Source organism: Hydrogenophaga sp. (assembly GCF_030158645.1).
Taxonomy (GTDB): Bacteria; Pseudomonadota; Gammaproteobacteria; order Burkholderiales; family Burkholderiaceae_C; genus Hydrogenophaga.
This window is the reverse complement of sequence record NZ_JAOASO010000089.1, coordinates 106,403-124,166: the sequence shown is the minus strand read 5'-3', so window position 1 is coordinate 124,166 and position 17,764 is coordinate 106,403. Positions and strand designations below refer to the sequence as shown.

Below are 17,764 nucleotides of genomic sequence, written 5' to 3'. Positions count from 1 at the left end.
CGCCCACGAGGCGGCGTGCGGTTCAAACCGACCGTTGGAGTCAACATGCATTTCTTTCGCAGCCTGTCTGTCGGCGCCCGCCTGTGGGCTGGTGTCATCGCCATCATCTTGGCCCTGTTCGTCGTGGTCGCCACCGCGGGCTCGCGCTCGGCCATGCTCAACAAGGAATCCGAGCAGGTGCTGTCTGCACTGGCCCACAAGACCACCATTGCCACCCAGTGGGCGGGCCTGACCGAGACCAACGTCACGCGGGTGCAAGCCTCCATCGCCAGTTCGGACCCGGCGATTGCCGAGATGTACAAGGACATGATTCCCGCCGGCGTAGCTGCCATTTCCGCCCTGCAAAAAGAACTGCAGGCCATGGACATGAACGAGGCAGAAAAGGCTCAGATGGCGAAGATCGCCGAACTGCGCAAGAACGTGCTGGATTCGCTGGGCAAGGCCAACGAGATGAAGAAGGCCGGTGATGCGGCCGGGGCCGCGCAGGAAATCTCGACCCGTTTCAACCAGGCCGTGCCGCCCTACCTGGCCGCCTTGCGCGAGTTCGCCAGCATGCAGTCCGAGATCCGGCAGGAAGCACAAACCAGCTTCACCGAGCAGCGAGCCACCAGCCTGACCATCGCAACGATCCAGGTCGGCGCACTGGTCGCCGGCATCATCACCGGTGCGTTCTTCCTCATCCGCAACATCCGCAACCCGCTGCGCGAAGCCATGGCATTTGCCGAGCAGATCGCTGGCGGCGACCTGACCGCGCAGATCCGCAACGACCGCAAGGACGAGTTCGGCGCCATGACGGCCGCCCTGCTCGGCATGCGCGATCGCCTCGTCAACGTGGTGGCCGACGTGAAGCGCGGCACCGACAACATCACGGTGGCCGCGAAGGAAATCGCCACCGGCAACCACGACCTCTCGGCGCGCACCGAGCAAACCGCCTCCAACCTGCAGCAGACCGCCGCCAGCATGGAGCAGATGTCGGGCGCGATCCGCCAGTCGGCCGACTCCGCCCGCGTGGCCAACCAGCTGGCCGATGTGGCGGGCCAGAGCGCCCAGAAAGGTGGCGACGTGGTGCACCAGGTGATCGCCACCATGGAAGAGATCAACCAGTCCTCGCGCAAGATCAACGACATCATCGGCGTCATCGACGGCATCGCTTTCCAGACCAACATCCTCGCGCTCAACGCCGCGGTGGAAGCCGCCCGCGCCGGCGAGCAAGGCCGTGGTTTTGCCGTGGTGGCGGGCGAGGTGCGCAACCTGGCCCAGCGCAGCGCGCAGGCCGCCAAGGAAATCAAGATCCTCATCGGCACCAGCGTGGACAAGGTCACCGCCGGCACCGAACTGGTGAACCAGGCCGGCAAGACCATGGGCGAGATCGTCGAGAACGTGGTGCGCGTGCGCGACATGATCGGCGAGATCGCCAGCGCGTCCGGCGAACAGGCCGACGGCGTGAACCAGATCAACGCGGCCGTGGCCAACCTGGACCAGCTGACCCAGCAGAACGCCGCCCTGGTGGAAGAAAGCGCGGCAGCCGCATCGAGCATGAACGACCAGGCCGACCGCCTGGCCGAGGTGGTGCGTGTGTTCCGCGTGGACGCACACAGCAGCTCGCAGAGCTCGATCGCGCAGATCCGCTCGACCGACCTGCACAAGCCGGGCAGCAGCGCTGTGCGCAGCACGCCGGTGAAGAAGCCAGTGGTTTCGAACGCCAAGCCGGTCGCGGTGGCCGCGAAGAAACCGGCGTTGGCCAAGCCAGCACCCCAGCAGGTGGCCAAGGTAGCCGAGCGGGCGGGCGCTTCGGACGATTGGGAATCGTTCTAAGGACCTGGCCCCGCCGACGGGTCATCGTCGCAAAATGGCGCGATGACCCAATACTGGCTGATGAAATCCGAGCCCGACGAGTGCTCGATCGACGATGCACTCGCCGCACCCGGCGCCACCGTGCCCTGGACCGGCGTGCGCAACTACCAGGCCCGCAACTTCATGCGCGACGGCATGCGCATCGGCGACGGCGTGCTGTTCTACCACTCGAGTTGTCCGCAGCCCGGCATTGCCGGCATCGCCGAGGTCGCGTCCACCACCCGACCCGACCCCACGCAGTTCGACCCGCAGTCGCCCTACTTCGACCCCAAGTCCCCACCCGAAGCGCCGCGCTGGCTGCTGCTGGATGTGAAGGCGCTGCGCAGGACGCGGCTGCTGGACCTGCCCGAGTTGCGCGCGAACCCTGCCCTGGCGGAGATGACGCTGCTGCAGCGTGGCAACCGCTTGTCGATCACGCCGGTGAGTGAGTCGCACTGGCAGCTCATCACCGGGGAACTGCTGAAGTCCTGACAGGGTGATGTTCCATTTATTCGTCGAATGTTTGCAATCGACGAATAAATGGAACATACTGCCCCGCCATGTCACCCCAACACGACACCCACACCCAGCGCATCCTGGATCTGCTCACACACAAAGGTTTGCTGCGCCCCAGCGACCTGGATTCGACCGGTGCGTCTCGCGCCGTGCTCGCGCGCATGACGGCCGCCGGGCTGTTGGAAAAAGTCGATCGAGGTCTCTACCGCCTGCCCGACCAGGATCTCTCTGAAAACGAGAGCCTGATCACGGTTGCCACCAAGGTGCCACAGGCTGTTTTTTGCCTGCTCACCGCGCTGCAGTTTCATGGCCTCACCACCCAACTTCCGCACCAGATCTGGATCGCCATGCCGCGTGGCAGCCATGTGCCGAAGATCGACTACCCGCCCATCAAGATGGTCCAGGTGACCGGTGACGCTTACTCGGCAGGCATCGAAACCTTCCATTCCGATGGAGTTCCGCTGCAGGTATACGGCGTGGCCAGGACGGTGGTTGACTGCTTCAAACACCGCAACAAGATCGGCATCGACGTGGCACTGGAGGCGTTGCGCGACGCCCGCGCGCAGAAGAAGGCATCTGCCGACGACCTCTGGCGATACGCAAAGATCTGCCGCGTGGCCAACGTGATGCGCCCCTACCTGGAGGCCATTGAATGAGCAAGGACCTCTCGGCATCGGTGCGGGCACGCCTGCTCAACATTGCCAAGGCACAAGGTGTGGATTTCAACCAGGTGTTGGTCCGCTTTGCGCTGGAACGCATGCTTTACCGCCTGAGCCAGTCAGCGCACGCCGATGGCTTTTTGCTCAAAGGAGCGCTGCTGTTCACCCTCTGGTACGACATACCTCACCGCGCCACGCGCGATGCAGACTTGCTGGGTTTCGGGCCCAGCGATCTGGCGTCCGTGGTTCAAACATTCCGCGACATCGTCGGCCTTGAAGTGGACGATGGCATCCACTTCGATCCCGCGTCGATCACGGCCGAAGAGATTCGCAAAGAGGCTGGTTATGCAGGAGCCAGGGTCTTGATCACGGCCGACGTGGCCAAAGCGCGGTGCAAGACGCAGATCGACATCGGCTTCGGCGATGCCGTCACCCCCGGGCCGGTGGCTGCGGTTTACCCTGTGCTGCTGAACGATCTGCCCGCACCGCGTTTGAGCACCTACCCGGTCTACACCGTGATTGCTGAAAAGCTGCACACCATCACCTTGCTCGGCATGACCAACAGTCGCTTGAAGGACTACCTGGACCTGTCGGTCTTGCTGGCACGCGAAACCCTGAACACGCAAACACTGGCTCATGCGATCGCAGCCACATTTGCTCGACGAGGCATGGCGGTCCCCGCGTCGTTGCCGGTGGGACTGACGGACGAATTTGGAGCCGATCCTTCGCGCCAGGCACTTTGGCAGGCGTTTCTCAAGAAGAATCAACTGACACCTCTGGCGTTGATCGATACCGTGGTGGCGTTGCGCAAGGTGTTGCAGCCAAGCTTGCTGGCGGCGGGCTCCATCCCCACCCCTCAATGAAAATCCCGGCTCACCGTCGACAGCCCGTGCAGCAACGGTGTGAGGTCTTCCAGGTGGCCGGCGATGAGGTTCTTCGCTTCGCCTTCGCGCTGCCACACGCCGTGAACTGCCAGCAACCGTGATTGGGTGAGCACCGTGCGCTGGCGTTCGCGCAGGTGCTTCCACACGATGACCTGCACCACGCCGGTTTCGTCTTCCAGGCTCACGAACACCACGCCGGCGGCGGTGCCGGGTTGCTGGCGCAGGGTGACGATGCCGCAGTGGCGCACGAGTCTTCCGTTGGGGGCCTGGTTCAGCGCTTCGGCGCTCATGAGCCGGCGCTTCGTGAGCTGGGGCCGCAGCAGCGCCAGCGGGTGGCGGCGCAGGGTGAGGCCCAGGCTGTCGTAGTCCCACACGATGGCTTCGCCCTCGGGCGCTTCGGGCAGGGCCAGCGGAGCTTCGTCCACCAGTGCGTCCTTCATCAGTCCGGGCGCGGTCCTGAGGGCGGCGGCGTCCCACACCTGCTGGCGGCGGTGGCCACTCAGGCTGCTGAGGGCGTCGGCGGCGGCGAGCAGTTTCATCTGGGGTTGGTCGAGGTTCGCTCGACGGGCAAGGTCTTGCGTGGTGGTGAAGGGTTTGCTCGCGCGGGCACTCAGAAGGCGCTCGACGGATTCGGCTCTGAGGCCGGAGACCAGGCGCAGGCCGAGGCGGACGGCGGGCGGGGCTTCGACAAGCTCAGCCCGAACGGATGTGAGCTCAGCCCGAACGGTCGCTGGATTTTCCAGCGTGCAGTCCCAGTCGCTGTGCACCACGTCCACCGGCCGCACCTCCACCCCATGTCGCGTCGCGTCCTGCACCAGCTGGCTGGGGGTGTAGAAGCCCAGCGGCTGGCTGTTGAGCATGGCCGCCAGAAACTCGGCGGGGTGGTGGTGTTTGATCCAGCAGCTCACGTAGACCAGCAGCGCAAAGCTGGCGGCGTGGCTCTCGGGGAAGCCGTAGCTGGAGAAGCCCTTGATCTGTTCAAACACGCTTTGGGCGAATTCGGGTTCGTAGCCGCGCGCGGTCATGCCGTCGACCAGGCGGCGCTCGTATTGCTGCAGGTTGCCGCCGCGTTTCCACGCGGCCATGGCGCGGCGCAGGGCATCGGCCTCACCGGGCGTGAAGCCCGCCGCCAACACCGCGATCTGCATGCACTGCTCCTGGAAGATGGGAATGCCCAGCGTGCGGCCCAGCGCTTCGCGCAGGTCGGCGCCGTCGCGCGGGCCGGGGTAGCTCACCGGCACCTTGCCTTGCCGGCGGTCCAGATACGGGTGCACCGCGCCGCCCTGGATGGGGCCGGGGCGCACCAGCGCGACCTCGATCACGAGGTCGTAATAACAGCGCGGTTTGAGGCGCGGCAACATGCTCATCTGCGCGCGGCTCTCGATCTGGAACACGCCCACGGTGTCGGCGGCGCAGATCATGTCGTAGGTGGGCCCGTCGCCTTCGGGAATGTCCTGCAGCGTGACGGTGCGGCCCAGCTTCGCGCTGATGAGCGTCAGGGCCTTGCGGATGGCGGTGAGCATGCCCAGGGCGAGCACGTCCACCTTGAGCAGGCCCAGCGCGTCGAGGTCGTCCTTGTCCCACTCGATCACGGTGCGGTCTTTCATGCTCGCGTTCTCGATCGGCACCAGCCGCGAGAGCGGCAGCTGCGTGAGCACGAAGCCGCCGGTGTGCTGCGAGAGGTGGCGCGGAAAACCCATGAGCTGCGTGGTGAGCTGCAGCAGCTGGCGCACCGCGAGATCGTCGGGGTCGAGCCCGGCTTCCAGCAAGCGCTCGGGCTCCACGGCGCTGCCGTCCCACCAGCGTGTGCTTTTGCTCAACACATCGAGCGCGCCGTCGGCAAAGCCCAGGGCCTTGCCCACGTCGCGCAGGGCGCTGCGCGGGCGGTAGCTGATGACGGTGGCGGTGAGCGCGGCGCGTTCGCGGCCGTACTTGTTGTAGAGGTACTGAATCACCTCCTCGCGCCGCTCGTGTTCGAAGTCCACGTCGATGTCGGGCGGCTCGTTGCGCTCGCGCGAGATGAAGCGCTCGAACAACAAGCCCGTGCGCTCGGGGTCCACGGCGGTGATGCCCAGGCAGTAACACACCACGCTGTTGGCCGCCGAGCCACGGCCCTGGCACAGGATGTTTTGCGAGCGCGCGAAGGTGACGATGTCGTTGACGGTGAGGAAGTAGTGCTCGTACTGCATGTCGGCGATGAGTTCGAGCTCGTGCTCGATCTGTTTCGCAAACCGCGGCGGTGTGCCGTGTGGCCAGCGCCAGGCCGCGCCCTGCAGGGCCAGCTGCCGCAACCACGACGACGGTGTCTGCCCCTCGGGCACCACCTCGCTCGGGTACTGGTAGCGCAACTCGTCGAGCGAGAAGCCGCAGCGCGCGGCCACCGCCAGTGTCTCGGCCAGCAGCTCGGGCGGGTAACACTGGCCCAGCGTGAGGCGCGAGCGCAGGTGTTGCTCGGCGTTGGGCTCCAGCTCAAGCCCACAGGCGCTCAGCGGCTGTCCGATGCGCGTGGCGGTGAGAACGTCCTGCAGCGGCTTGCGCGAACGCACGTGCATGTGCACATCGCCCACGGCCACCAGCGGCACGGCGGTGAGCGCGCTGCTCTGGCGCAGCTTGTGCAGCAGCATCTCGTCGTCGAGCCGGCGCAGCTGCGTCACGCCCAGCCAGCAGCGGCCGATGAAATGCTGCAGCAGCCAGCGGGCCATGGCGTCCATCGATCCCTGGTCGCTGTCGCGCTCGGGCACGGCGATCACCACGCAGTCGGCCAGGGCCTCGGCGCGGATGGCGCCCAGCGTGAGGCGGTAGCTGCCCTTGGGTGAGGTGCGGCGCAAGTGCGTGATGAACTCGCACAGGTTGCCGTAACCGTTGAGGTTGCAGGCCAGCACGATGAGGGTGAACGGGTTGAGGGGAGCGCTGCACTGCACCCGGAACTGGCTGCCCACCAGCAATGGCAGGCCGTGCTTTTTGGCGGCCACATGGGCCCGCACCACACCGGCCAGGGAGCATTCGTCCACGAGCGCGAGCGCGCGGTAGCCCAGCGCCTTGGCGCGCTCCACCAGCTCTTCGGCGTGGCTGGCGCCGCGCAGGAAGGTGAAGTTGGAGATGCAGCGCAGCTCGGCGTAGTCGGGGAGCTTCATGCAAAGTGCCCGTGCAGGTACCACGCGGGCGTTTCTTCCAGCCGCGTCTGGAAGATCCACAACACGCCCGCCTTCGCCGAGAGCGCCACCCAGTAATCGCGCACCACGTTGCGCGTGGCACCCGCACCGTCCACCCGGTCCCACCAGCCGCCCTCCACCCGCTGCGGGCCGGCGAGCAGTTGCAGCTCGCCCTGGTAGATCGGCCGGTTGCCGCGCACCAGCAGCCTCAGCGGCTCGGGCAGCACGAAGGTGGGTTGCGGCATGCCGGTGTCGGGCGCCGGCTTGCGCGGCAGCGGCTCGGGCGCGCTCTGCCAGCGGCACATCCATTCCTGGCGGTGGTCGGGCAGCACCACCGGGCGCAGCACGCGCCCCGGCCCCAGCCGCGCGGCCAGGCGCTCCAGCACCAGGTGCAGCGTCTCGCCCTGGCGCACGGTGTCGGGCAGCAGCGAGGCGCTGCGCTCCATCAGCGGTTGCACCTCGGTGGCCAGCAGGTGCAGGTCGCCCACGGGCGCGAGCAGTTGCACGCGGGCCAGGTGCTCGGCCAGCAGGCGGCAGAGGTGTTCGGTGTCGCGCGTGGGCTCGGCCGTGCGCACCGTGATCTCGCCGCCCTCCCCCGCGTCGCGTGCGCGCATGGCGTCGTGCGCCCAGCGCAGCGTGAAGGCCGTGACACCCGCGCGCCGCGCCGCCAGCCAGCCGTTCATGACCAGCAGCAGCCGCCGCGCACCCCACAGCAGGGCCGGTGCCTGCTCCACGCGCGCCATGAGCTCCAGCCGCTCCTCGAACCGCTCGGGCAGTGCCACCCACACATGGGCCTCAGGCTCGGCGCCGTAGGCCTGGTCGAGTGCCTGCAAGAGCTGCTTGTCAAAGCGCCGGCCCACACCCCCACGCGGCAGCGCGCGCACGTCGCCCAGCGTGCGGCAGCCGATGTGCGCGAGCGTGAGCTGGTGCGGGAGCACCGCGCTCAACACCTGCATGGGCAAGGCATCGAGCAACACCGGCAGCGCTTGCTTGAAACCGTTTTCAATGCCGGCCCGCGCCAGGGCCAGCGCGGCCAGGCTGTTGGGTGCCCAGGCCACCTGGGTCACACCCACTTCGGCGCTCTCGGCCACCACGCGGTCGCGCAACGCGCGTTTGCCGCCGAACAGGCGCACGCTCGCCGCCACCTCCATGAGCACCGCACCGTCGGCCAGCGCCACGCGGGGCGAGAACTGCAACGCCCAGGTGGCCACGGCCCGGCGCGCCGCCTCAGTGGACGGCGCGGTGGGGGCGGTCGGGAGCAGGAGTGCGGACCACAACATGGTCGGCCTCTCGGGGCAGATCGGATGGCAACAGGCGGCTGGGAAAACGCAGCCGCGGCGTGAGGATGGCGCGCAGGCCGCCGGGCACCGAGCCCAGGCGCAGCGTGTCCTGCAGCGGCGGGCCCTTGCGTTTGAAAATCTCCAGGTGCAGCTCCCAGTCCAGCCCCACGCGGGCCATCAGCCGCAGCGGCGCGGCCGACGATTCGCGCACCGCCGCGCTCGGTCGGCACAGAAACACCGGGCCTTCGCAACTGGCGGCCAGCACCTGCAGGCGGCGCACCTGCTCGGCCCGCGCCTGCGGCAGCCACACCACCAGCGCACCACAGGCGTTGGCCTTGATCAGCTGCTCGGCCGACCACAGGCGCTCGGCCGCGGTGTCGGCCCGCACCCACACCAGGTGGCGCTCGTCGATGCCCTCGAAGCGCAAGCCCGGCAGGTGCGGCGCCTTGGGCGGCCCCACCACCACCACCGCGCGGCCGGCGGCACACACCTGGCGCAGCGCCGGCCCGAGCAGGCGCCACTCCAGCAGGCCGCTCTGCGACGCGAGGATTTCAATGACGCCGTGGCACGGCCAGCCGCCGCCGGGCAACTGGGCGTCCAGCGCCTCGAAGCCGCTGGACAGCACGGCCGAGACCGGACCGCCCAACTGGTCGCCACGCCAGATGGCGGCGGCCACGGCCATGGGCAATTCGCCGGGCAAGCGCGCCGGACTGGCCGGGCGCCGCGGTGGGGGCGGGGGTGAAAACATCAGCGCGGAAGACGGATCGTCCTCCTGCCAGTCGAGGGCGGGATGCATGGCGGGGTGTTCGGGTGGGGTTGGGAAGGCCGATAAATACTGTATGTGTGTACAGTATCGCAAAGGCCGATCGGTGTCCAGCGGTCTGGCTTGGGCCGAGACGCTGCTGCATGCGTCGGTGGCGTGATCGCGGCGCGCAAGCGGGCACTCCAGACGCCGTCGACTGCGGCGTAAGTCACGCTTGTCCGGGCAAAGACGCGTTCACGCTGCGCTGTGAGCGGCACCGAACATACAGGCGAGGGTTCCGTCCGTACCGTTCACCACCGTGCCCAGATGCGCGCGGCCTGTGTCTTTCGACACAAGCCATGCATCCGTCTCAACCTACATTGCCGCTCGTGTTCGACGCTGCGGCTTTTTCGAGCGCTCACCGCGCCACCAACAAGGGGAATCCGATGAAACGCCTGGTCCTGGCCTCACTGCTGACACTCGCGGGCCCGCTGGGGTTTGTGGGCTCGGCCCACGCCAACGGCGATCATGTCGCCACCTTCAAGAACGTGTCGGGTGACATCGGCATCGCCCGCAACGGCACCACGCTGGACGCCGTGTCGGGCTCGACGCTCTTCGTCTCGGACCGCATCGTTTCCGGGTCCGGCTCCTCGGCGGGCATCGTCTTCAGGGACGGCACGCAACTCACCCTGGGGCCCTCCACGGACATTCAGGTCCGCGACTACGCGTTCGAGCCCAAGCAGGCGAAGTTCGAATTCTTCGTCTACCTGGCCAAAGGTGCCGCGGTCTATTCGTCCGGGATGATCGCGAAACTGGCGCCGGAGTCGGTCAAGGTGGCCACGCCCACGGCGACCATCGGCGTGCGCGGAACGCGGTTCATCATCGAAGCGGATTGACCACCACCATGAGGACAAGCCACCTGCGCAGCGCCCGGCTGGCGGCGCTGCTCGTGATCGCCGGTGCCTGGCTGGCGGGATGCGCCACCCCGACGAGCACAAGAACCACGGTGGTGTTGCTGCCCGATGAGGACAGCACGGTGGGCGCCGTGTCGGTCGAGTCGGGCTCGGCCACCCAAAGGCTGGACAAGGCGTACAGCTATGCGAGTGTCAACGGGGCCAACGCCACACCATCGAAGGCCAGGACGCTCGGCCGCGCCACGGTGGACGCGGCCTACGCAGAGTTGCTCAGGGCCAACCCGCTGGCACCCCGGATTTTCGTGCTGCAGTTCCTGCTGGACAAAACCGAGCTGACCGAAGAATCCCGCTTGCTGCTCCCGGCCATGTTCCGGGCGGTGCGTGCCCGCAAGCCCACCCGCATCACCATCTTTGGCCATGCCGACGCCTCCGGCACATCGGACTGGAACCTGCAGTTGTCGGCCGCTCGGGCCGAGACGGCGGCCAGCCTGCTCCAGACGAACGACCCCACGCTCAAAGACATCGAGTTGCAGTATTTCGGGGACACGAAACCCCTGACAGCCACGGGAGCGCGTGCGGCCGATCCCCGAAACCGACGCGTCGAGGTGCTGATCTTCTAGCCCGTGTGGTTGGCCGGGCGCCCGGCGGGGGCCAGACCCATCGGTCGGGCTGCACGGTTTGGATAGGACAATCGGCGGCATGCAGCCCACGACACCCCATCCCTCGCGCCAGCGCTCCGAGCGCAAGCGCATGAGGATCGCACTGCTGCTGTCCCTGCTGTTCCACGCGCTGCTGCTGGGTCTGACCTTCGGCGGTCAGGGGGTGGGACTCCCGGGCTTTGGCTTCCCCTGGCAGGAGCGGCGCGCCGAGGTGCCCAACCTGCGCATCGTGCTGGCGGCCGCGCCCGACACAACCGACGCCGCTGCCACACCGGTTGCGCAGCCGACGCCGGCGGCCCCGCCCCAGCGGGCAACGCCGGGCGCAGCCAGCCCATCGGCATCCGGACCGCCCGAGTCCCCGGAGCCCGGTCCCTCACTGTCCGCCGCCGTGCCGGACGCAACCCCCACAGCGGTCAACACGCCTGCGCCGGGTGAGCCGCTGGCACCAGACGCTGTGCCGCCGCGTCAGCAGGTCCCCGAAGCGCCAGCCGCCCCTGCCGCGCCACCGGATCGCCCGGCCGAAGCGGCCCTGTCCGAGCGAGCGGTCGACCAAGACCAGGGCGACGCCGAGCGCCAGCCGGTCAACAGCGGCGAGGCGCAGCGGCTGGAAACCGAGCGACGGGAGCAGGAGCAACTGCAAGCGGTGCAGCAGGCAGAAGCCAGGCTGGCAGCAGCCCGGGAAGAAGCCGCTCAGCAGGCGGCGGCTCAACGGGAAGCGGCACGTCAGGAAACGGCACGGCAGGAATTGGCGCAGGTGGAAGCGACGCGGCTGGAGGCTGCCCGCCAGGAGGCGGCGCGCCAGGAGGTGGTGCAAGTCGAGGCAGCGCGGCTGGAGGTGGAGCGCCAGGGTGCCGCGCGCCGCAAAGCCGCCGAACTCGCGGCAGCACAGCAGCTGGCGGCGGAACAGGCGGAAGCGGCAAGACAGCTCGAGGAACAACGCCGCGCAGAAGCCGAAGAACAGCGTCGGGAAGCTGCCCGGCTGGTCGCCGAACGCGAGGCTGCGGCCCGGGAAGACTCGGCGCTCCAGGAAACCGCCCGGCAGGAGGCCGAACGGCGGGCAGCCGCTCAGCAGGAAGCCGCAAGGCAAGAGGCCGCGAAACAGGCCATGGAGCAGCAGGCTGCGGCCAGAGAAGAAGCCGCCCGCCGGGAGGCCGAGCGGGCGGAAGCAGCGCAACAGCAAGCGGCGCAACAGGAACTTGAACGCCAGGCCGCGGCACAACAGGCCGCCGCCCGGCAAGCCGCGGCCCAGCAGGAAGCCGCTCGCCAGCAGGCGGCACGTGCGCAGGCCGAGCGTCTGGCCGCTGCGCAGCAGGCCGCGGCCCAACAGGAGGCCGCACAGGCGGCCGAACGCCAGGCCACCGCGCAAAGGCAGGCGGAACAGGCCGAAGCCTCCAGGCAGGTCGCCGAACGCCAGGCGGCACAAGCGCAGGCGGCCCTGCAAGCGGCCGCGCAGCAGGAGGCCAGCCGCCAGCAAGCCGCACAGGCAGCGCAGGCCGCCGCATCGGAAGCCGCGCGCGTGCAAGCCGAACGGTCAGCGGCCGAAGCCCAACGTGAAGAGCGGCTGCGGGCCATCGGGCGGCAGCTGAACGAAGAAGCCGACCGGCGCGATGCCGCGGCCAAGGCGGCCAACCAGTTGCCCTATTCACTGAGCACCGCGCGGCGCGCGCGGCTCTTCGGGCGCTCCGACCCCAACACCGACCTCATCCGCTACGCAGAGGCCTGGGCCCGCAAGATCACGATGAACATGACGATCGATCTGGTGCGCGAAGCTGCGAAGCAGCCGCACACCCAGCCCGTGGTGATGGTGGCGATCCGCAGCGACGGCTCGGTGGAGTCGGTGACCATGGTGCGTTCCAGCGGCGTGCCGGCACTGGACGAAGGGATCGAACGCATCGTGCGCAGCCAAGCCAGTTACCCGGCGTTTTCGCCCGCCTTGGCCAGCCAGTACGACGTGGTGGAGATCCGCCGGACCTGGCATTTCGACGTGGCGGTGCGCTTGTACTGAGCCTGCGGTCAACGCCTGATTTTTAAGCACACCCCGCAACGCCAGGCGGGCAGCGGGCTGTGGCGGTTGTCCACCTGGTTATCCACAGCGTAGGGCACAGTCTCTGTGCGTAAAGTCACGGGCCAGGATCACACGCTCACGACAGCGACAGCATGTGTCCCACGCGTGGGTCCCCTTGGCCACCCAGCACCAGCGCGTGCGCGGCCTGCACGGCATCGGGGCCGCGGTGGTGCTGCGCCACCACCCAGGGCTGGGCGGGGTTGTTCACCTGGGCCATGAAGGCGCGCCAGGCCTGGGCCATGCGGTCGTTGAAACCGGCCGCACCCCAGTCGCCATGGCGCTTCTTGGCCTGTGCGGGGGCAAAAAACAGCACCGGGCGCGGCCCGGCCAGGTCGCGTCCCCCGGCGAGCTGGTCCACATGCGTGCCGCCGATGGAGCAGCTGTAGGCCAGTGCGCTGAAGCGGCCGTGTATCGCCTTGCGCAGCGTGCCGTTCCCCGCAAAGTCCACGTAGACGCACGGCGTGTCTGGCGGCAGCTGGTCGAGCTGGTCGTAGGTGAGCACGCGGCTGTACACGCCCAGGCTTTCACAAAACGCCACGTTGCCCGGCGAGGTCAGGCCCACCACCTCGACCTCGGGCCGCTGCGCCAGTTGCGCGGCGGTCGCGCAGGCGGTCTTGCTGCTGGCCGACGAGAGCAGCATCACGCCGCGCTGCCCGGTCTGGTTCGTGCCAAAGAAGTCGTTGTCGGCCAGGAAGTCGTCGATCAGCCAGGCGGTGAGGAAGAGCGGGCGCAGCAAGGCCTGCAGCGGCTCGGTGGCCGGGTCGTAAAGCGTGTCCACCGCGCAGCGCAGGTACTGGTTGTAGACCGGGTGCAGCGCGGCGCGGTGCGGCGCACCGTCAAAGAAACCCTCCGGCGAGAGGCGCGCGGGAGCCAGCACGGCGTGCGAGGCCATGGGCCAGTAGCCGTAGAGCCGCTCGCCCACGGCCACGCCAGCGCACCGGCTCTGCTCCACCACGCCAAAGCCCCACACCGGGACCACGCCCCAGGCGGCGGTGTCATCCCCCGCCGACGCCACCGGGAAGAACTGCCAGTAATTCATGGCATCGCCAAAGGCGGCGTAGGTGATATTGTTGGCGGTGTAGGCAAAGTGCGCGATGCGCACACGCACCTCGCCCTCGGCCAGCGGGGTGTCGGTCAGCTGCACGGCGCGGGTGGTGGCGAGCTGGTCTTTGCGAACCTGGAACTGTGTGGTCATGTGGGGGTCTGCGTCGTGATGAAGGACGGCCACATGGTGCACCGAAAGGGCCCTGGCGCTTGTCACGCGCGTTGCCCTGCCGCGCTCAGACCCTGGAACGCGCACGCCCATCAACACCCGGGTACCCTGCACGCCATGATTTCCTTCATCGTGCCGGCCTACAACGAAGAGCGCCTGCTGGGCGCCACCCTGCAAGCCATCAACGCGGTGGCGTTGTCGCTGGACGGACCGAGCGAGGTGATCGTGGTGGACGACGGCTCCACCGACCGCACCGCCGACATCGGCCGCGAGCACGGCGCGCAGGTGGTCGCGGTGGCCCACCGGCAGATCGCAGCGACGCGCAACGCGGGGGCCCGCGCAGCGCGGGGCGATGTGTTCATCTTTGTCGATGCCGACACGCTGGTGCACGAAACCCTGGTGGTTCTTGCGCTGCAGGCGCTGCGCGAGGGTGCGGTGGGCGGCGGTGCCGTGGTCCGTTTTGACGGCGCCATGCCGCTGCACGCCAGGGTGACGGTGCCGCTGGTGGTGAAGCTGCTGCAGGTCTGCCGCCTGGCCGCGGGCTGTTTTGTCTTCTGCACGCGCAGTGCGTTCGAAGCGGTGGGTGGGTTTGACGAGACCTACTTCGCTGCCGAGGAGTTGAAGCTGAGCCAGGCGCTCAAACAGCAGGGAACGTTCGTGATCCTGCGCGAGCCGGTGCTGAGCTCGGGGCGCAAGCTGCGCACGCATTCAGCGCTTGAGATGTGGGCGCTGCTGGGCCACCTGTTGCGCGGTGGCCTGGGCGCAGTGAGACAGCGCAAGGGGCTGGACCTCTGGTACGCCCAACGGCGCGAAGACCCGCACAAGGGTGTGTGAGCCCTCGCGCGAGGGTTCAACGAAACACGAGGAAGAGGATGATGATGAGCAAGATAGCGCCGCCGCCGATGTACATGGTTTTCTCCTGAGGGCTGCCGGCCCTCGGTGAGGGTCCATGGCTTTTGCCTGAACGGCATCTGATCACCCGCTGCCACGGCGGTCTGTTCGCCATCACACAGAGATTTCTGCTTCCCCATGTGCAACCTCTACAACATGACCGACAAAGGCACCGCCGAGCGTTACCTCGGCAGTGTGGGCGCGAGCGTGGACGTGGAGGACTTCACCCAGGCCACGGTGGGCCCGTTCCAACACGGCCTGCTGGTGCGACCCGGGCAGCCCGGCGAGGCCGCGCAGCTGGTGGGCCGCATGGGCCAGTGGGGCATGATCCGCCCGGGCAGCCCCACGCGGCGGCCCGCCTCGCGCGCCGTGCTCACCAACAACGCGCGCATCGAAGGCATTGCCGAGCGAGTGACCTACCGCGGGCCATGGATGCAGGGCCAGCGCTGCCTGATCCTTGCCGACTGGTACCAGGAGCCCAACTGGGAGACGGGCAAAAACATCTGGTGGCGACTGCGCCGCGCCGATGGGGCGCCCTGGGCACTGGCGGGTTTGTGGTCGCAGTGGACCGACCCGCAGACGGGTGAGCTGGTGCCCAACTTCACCATGATCACCTGCAACTGCGACGGCCACCCGCTGCTCGGCCGCCTGCACAAACCCGACCCGACGCTGCCGCCCGACCAGCAGGACAAACGCGCCGTCGCCCACATCAATCCCGCCGACTGGTCCACTTGGCTGCACGGCCCGGTGGCCGAAGCCCAGGCCTTGGTGAGGCCACAGGCTACCGAGGTGTTCGATCTGGCGGATGCGCGCGCCACCGACGCGCTGCTGGTCTCGAAGGAGCGCGGTGTGGGCGCCCAGGGCAGCCTGCTTTAGGGGGCGGACCGCACCGGCGCCGGTTTGACGACCCGCCGGCGGTTCAGCACCACCTGCGCCACCAGCGCCACGCTGCCCAGGCCCAGCATCAGCCAGCCCAGGTTCACCGCGCCCTCGTGCGGCACCAGGCCCACGGCATAACCGCCCACCGCACCCATGAGCTGCTGCGCCAGGCCCGCCACCGCAGCGGCCGAACCGGCCAGCGCCGGCACCAGCCCCACCGTGCCGGTGAGCGCCGGGGGCACCAGAAAGCCGTTGCCCAGGCCCAGCAGCATGAGCGGCAGGGCAAAGGCCAGCGGCGTGTCCACGTTGGCCAGGGCCAGTCCCAGCATGAGCGCGATACCGCCCACCGAGAACACCTGGCCCAGCATCATCATGGTGCGGTCGCCGGTGCGGTGCACCAGGCGGGTGGTGAGGTAGTTGCCCACGATGTAGGACAGCGGCACGACCATGATGTAGTACCCAATGCCCGCCGGCCCCACGCCATAGCTGCCCAGCACGATGGGCGCGCCCGCGAGGAAGGCGTAGAAGGTGCCCGTGGTGAGCGAGAGGATGAGCACGAACAGCAGAAACGAAGGCTCGCGCGCCAGCCGGACATACGACGCGAACATGGCGCCCAGCCAGTGCGGCTGCACCGTGGTGGCGGGCTTGTGGTCGGGCAGGCCCTTCCATGCGGCGACGAACAGCAGAACGGCCAGCACCGCCATCAGCGCAAAGTTGGCCTGCCAGCCCAGACGCACGTGGATCTGCCCGCCCAGGATGGTGGCGGTGGGCGGAATCAGACCCATGGCCATGCCCACGTAGGCCATCACGCGCGTGCGCTCGGGGCCGGTGAACAGGTCCTGCACCATGGCGCGGCCCACCACCATGCCGGCCGCACAACCCGCGCCCTGCAGCACGCGCGCCGCCGTCAGCCAGGGCAGGCTGGGCGAGAGCGCCGCGAGCACCGAACCGAGGCCGGCGAGCGTCAGCCCGAACATCAGCACCTTCTTGCGCCCCCACCGGTCCGACCACGGGCCGTAGAGCAGCTGCAGGCCGCCGTAGGCCACCACATAGCCGCTGAAGGTGAGCTGCACGCTGGCCTGGTCGGAGCCGAACAGCGCGCCCCACTCCTGCATCGATGGCAGGCAGATGGTCATGGCCAGCAGGCCAAACGCCAGCTGTGCGATGAGGTTGGCGATCAGCGGGGCGTGGGAGGGGGTGGGGGATGGGGCAGCGGACATGAGGGACCCAGGGGGAGGCGGGAGTCTAAGTCAACGCCCATGACTTGACCCGCATCAAGGTTGAAGGGGGGCCCGGGTGGTCGAATGGTTGCAGGCATTTTTCGCCCCACCCCACCGATGAACGCCGCTCCACCCGACGCCGAACCCGTCTTCATCGCCCAGGGCCTGACCAAGGTCTATGGCGAGGGCGCCACTGCCGTGCACGCGCTGCGCGGGGTGGACCTGTCGATCGTGCGCGGCGAGTTCGTGGTGTTGCTCGGCGCCTCAGGCAGCGGCAAGTCGACCCTGCTCAACATCCTGGGCGGGCTGGACAGCGCCAGCGCCGGTACCGCGCGCTGGGTGCACGCGGGCGAGTCGCACGAGCTCACCGGTGCCAGCGACGCCGAGCTCACGCGCTACCGGCGCGAGCACGTGGGCTTCGTGTTCCAGTTCTACAACCTGATCCCCAGCCTCACCGCGCTCGAAAACGTGGCCCTGGTCACCGACCTGGCCGACGACCCCATGCCGCCCGAGGAGGCGCTGGCGCTGGTGGGCCTGGGCGAGCGCATGAACCACTTTGTGTCGCAGCTCTCGGGCGGCGAGCAGCAGCGCGTGGCGATTGCGCGCGCCATCGCCAAGCGGCCCGCGGTGCTGCTGTGCGACGAACCCACCGGTGCACTGGACTGCGCCACCGGCGTGATGGTGCTCCAGGCCATCGAACACGTGAACCGCACGCTGGGCACGACCACCGTGGTGATCACGCACAACGCACCCATTGCCGACATGGCCGACCGCGTGCTGCGCCTGGCGGACGGCCGCATCGTGGATGCGCGGGTCAACGAGCACAAGGTGGCGGCGTCCACCCTGAAGTGGTGAGC

Annotated in this window: 15 protein-coding genes; 10 read left to right on the top strand and 5 right to left on the bottom strand. The window is 68.4% G+C overall.

Going from position 1 to position 17,764, the window contains the following annotated elements:
- Positions 1 to 45 precede the first annotated feature (45 nt).
- From Q1W68_RS09880 to Q1W68_RS09865, 4 genes are all read left to right on the top strand, one after another.
- Positions 46 to 1,815 (top strand): methyl-accepting chemotaxis protein, encoded by a 1,770-nt coding sequence (locus Q1W68_RS09880; RefSeq protein ID WP_300648462.1) that lies wholly within the window; start codon positions 46 to 48, stop codon positions 1,813 to 1,815.
- 42 nt (positions 1,816 to 1,857) lie between these two features.
- Positions 1,858 to 2,325, top strand: coding sequence for an EVE domain-containing protein (locus tag Q1W68_RS09875; protein ID WP_300648460.1), 468 nt, complete (start codon positions 1,858 to 1,860; stop codon positions 2,323 to 2,325).
- Between the two features lie 68 nt (positions 2,326 to 2,393).
- Positions 2,394 to 3,005: an AbiEi antitoxin N-terminal domain-containing protein gene (locus tag Q1W68_RS09870; protein WP_300648458.1), complete on the top strand. Its 612-nt coding sequence runs from the start codon at positions 2,394 to 2,396 to the stop codon at positions 3,003 to 3,005.
- A complete protein-coding gene (locus Q1W68_RS09865) occupies positions 3,002 to 3,871 on the top strand; it encodes a nucleotidyl transferase AbiEii/AbiGii toxin family protein (protein WP_300648456.1) in 870 nt (289 codons plus the stop codon). The genes Q1W68_RS09870 and Q1W68_RS09865 overlap by 4 nt, the downstream gene beginning before the upstream one ends.
- Here Q1W68_RS09865 and Q1W68_RS09860 read toward each other — a convergent pair.
- The 3 genes from Q1W68_RS09860 to imuA are packed head-to-tail and all read right to left on the bottom strand — an operon-like array spanning position 3,865 to position 9,120.
- A complete protein-coding gene (locus Q1W68_RS09860) occupies positions 3,865 to 7,026 on the bottom strand; it encodes an error-prone DNA polymerase (protein ID WP_300716428.1) in 3,162 nt (1,053 codons plus the stop codon). The two genes, Q1W68_RS09865 and Q1W68_RS09860, sit on opposite strands and share 7 nt — an antisense overlap.
- Positions 7,023 to 8,324: a DNA polymerase Y family protein gene (locus Q1W68_RS09855; protein WP_300653550.1), complete on the bottom strand. Its 1,302-nt coding sequence runs from the start codon at positions 8,322 to 8,324 to the stop codon at positions 7,023 to 7,025. The genes Q1W68_RS09860 and Q1W68_RS09855 overlap by 4 nt, the downstream gene beginning before the upstream one ends.
- Positions 8,272 to 9,120, bottom strand: a complete 849-nt coding sequence (gene imuA / locus Q1W68_RS09850; RefSeq protein ID WP_300653552.1) for a translesion DNA synthesis-associated protein ImuA — start codon at positions 9,118 to 9,120, stop codon at positions 8,272 to 8,274. Before imuA ends, Q1W68_RS09855 begins: the two co-directional genes overlap by 53 nt.
- Positions 9,121 to 9,512: 392 nt before the next feature.
- Here imuA and Q1W68_RS09845 point away from each other — a divergent pair, with 392 nt between their 5' ends.
- The 3 genes from Q1W68_RS09845 (at position 9,513) to Q1W68_RS09835 (ending at position 12,644) form a co-directional block, all read left to right on the top strand.
- Positions 9,513 to 9,962, top strand: coding sequence for a FecR family protein (locus Q1W68_RS09845; protein WP_300649619.1), 450 nt, complete (start codon positions 9,513 to 9,515; stop codon positions 9,960 to 9,962).
- Between the two features lie 8 nt (positions 9,963 to 9,970).
- Complete coding sequence (locus tag Q1W68_RS09840) at positions 9,971 to 10,600, top strand: OmpA family protein (RefSeq protein WP_300649617.1); 630 nt, start codon at positions 9,971 to 9,973, stop codon at positions 10,598 to 10,600.
- Between the two features lie 79 nt (positions 10,601 to 10,679).
- Entirely contained in the window at positions 10,680 to 12,644 is a 1,965-nt protein-coding gene (locus Q1W68_RS09835) for a TonB C-terminal domain-containing protein (RefSeq protein WP_300649615.1), read from the top strand.
- Between the two features lie 136 nt (positions 12,645 to 12,780).
- Here the strand turns inward: Q1W68_RS09835 and Q1W68_RS09830 are convergent, their stop codons facing one another.
- Complete coding sequence (locus tag Q1W68_RS09830; RefSeq protein WP_300649613.1) at positions 12,781 to 13,899, bottom strand: DUF2855 family protein; 1,119 nt, start codon at positions 13,897 to 13,899, stop codon at positions 12,781 to 12,783.
- Positions 13,900 to 14,034: 135 nt separating this feature from the next.
- Here Q1W68_RS09830 and Q1W68_RS09825 point away from each other — a divergent pair, with 135 nt between their 5' ends.
- Both Q1W68_RS09825 and Q1W68_RS09820 read left to right on the top strand, forming a co-directional pair.
- A complete protein-coding gene (locus Q1W68_RS09825) occupies positions 14,035 to 14,751 on the top strand; it encodes a glycosyltransferase (protein WP_300659875.1) in 717 nt (238 codons plus the stop codon).
- Between the two features lie 213 nt (positions 14,752 to 14,964).
- Positions 14,965 to 15,684, top strand: coding sequence for an SOS response-associated peptidase family protein (locus Q1W68_RS09820; RefSeq protein ID WP_300659872.1), 720 nt, complete (start codon positions 14,965 to 14,967; stop codon positions 15,682 to 15,684).
- On the opposite strand, the gene Q1W68_RS09815 is transcribed toward Q1W68_RS09820, so the two are convergent.
- Positions 15,681 to 16,907, bottom strand: coding sequence for a multidrug effflux MFS transporter (locus Q1W68_RS09815; protein ID WP_300649607.1), 1,227 nt, complete (start codon positions 16,905 to 16,907; stop codon positions 15,681 to 15,683). The genes Q1W68_RS09820 and Q1W68_RS09815 overlap by 4 nt on opposite strands.
- A 117-nt stretch (positions 16,908 to 17,024) precedes the next feature.
- Here Q1W68_RS09815 and Q1W68_RS09810 point away from each other — a divergent pair, with 117 nt between their 5' ends.
- Complete coding sequence (locus Q1W68_RS09810) at positions 17,025 to 17,762, top strand: ABC transporter ATP-binding protein (RefSeq protein ID WP_300649605.1); 738 nt, start codon at positions 17,025 to 17,027, stop codon at positions 17,760 to 17,762.
- Positions 17,763 to 17,764 lie beyond the last annotated feature (2 nt).

Coding starts and splice junctions, on each gene's coding strand:
- Q1W68_RS09825 (WP_300659875.1), top strand. CDS start 14,035: ATGATTTCCTTCATCGTGCCGGCCTACAACGAAGAGCGCCTGCTGGGC.
- Q1W68_RS09855 (WP_300653550.1), bottom strand. CDS start 8,324: ATGTTGTGGTCCGCACTCCTGCTCCCGACCGCCCCCACCGCGCCGTCC.
- Q1W68_RS09835 (WP_300649615.1), top strand. CDS start 10,680: ATGCAGCCCACGACACCCCATCCCTCGCGCCAGCGCTCCGAGCGCAAG.
- Q1W68_RS09830 (WP_300649613.1), bottom strand. CDS start 13,899: ATGACCACACAGTTCCAGGTTCGCAAAGACCAGCTCGCCACCACCCGC.
- imuA (WP_300653552.1), bottom strand. CDS start 9,120: ATGCATCCCGCCCTCGACTGGCAGGAGGACGATCCGTCTTCCGCGCTG.
- Q1W68_RS09875 (WP_300648460.1), top strand. CDS start 1,858: ATGACCCAATACTGGCTGATGAAATCCGAGCCCGACGAGTGCTCGATC.
- Q1W68_RS09865 (WP_300648456.1), top strand. CDS start 3,002: ATGAGCAAGGACCTCTCGGCATCGGTGCGGGCACGCCTGCTCAACATT.
- Q1W68_RS09870 (WP_300648458.1), top strand. CDS start 2,394: ATGTCACCCCAACACGACACCCACACCCAGCGCATCCTGGATCTGCTC.
- Q1W68_RS09880 (WP_300648462.1), top strand. CDS start 46: ATGCATTTCTTTCGCAGCCTGTCTGTCGGCGCCCGCCTGTGGGCTGGT.
- Q1W68_RS09845 (WP_300649619.1), top strand. CDS start 9,513: ATGAAACGCCTGGTCCTGGCCTCACTGCTGACACTCGCGGGCCCGCTG.
- Q1W68_RS09815 (WP_300649607.1), bottom strand. CDS start 16,907: ATGTCCGCTGCCCCATCCCCCACCCCCTCCCACGCCCCGCTGATCGCC.
- Q1W68_RS09840 (WP_300649617.1), top strand. CDS start 9,971: ATGAGGACAAGCCACCTGCGCAGCGCCCGGCTGGCGGCGCTGCTCGTG.
- Q1W68_RS09860 (WP_300716428.1), bottom strand. CDS start 7,026: ATGAAGCTCCCCGACTACGCCGAGCTGCGCTGCATCTCCAACTTCACC.
- Q1W68_RS09810 (WP_300649605.1), top strand. CDS start 17,025: ATGAACGCCGCTCCACCCGACGCCGAACCCGTCTTCATCGCCCAGGGC.
- Q1W68_RS09820 (WP_300659872.1), top strand. CDS start 14,965: ATGACCGACAAAGGCACCGCCGAGCGTTACCTCGGCAGTGTGGGCGCG.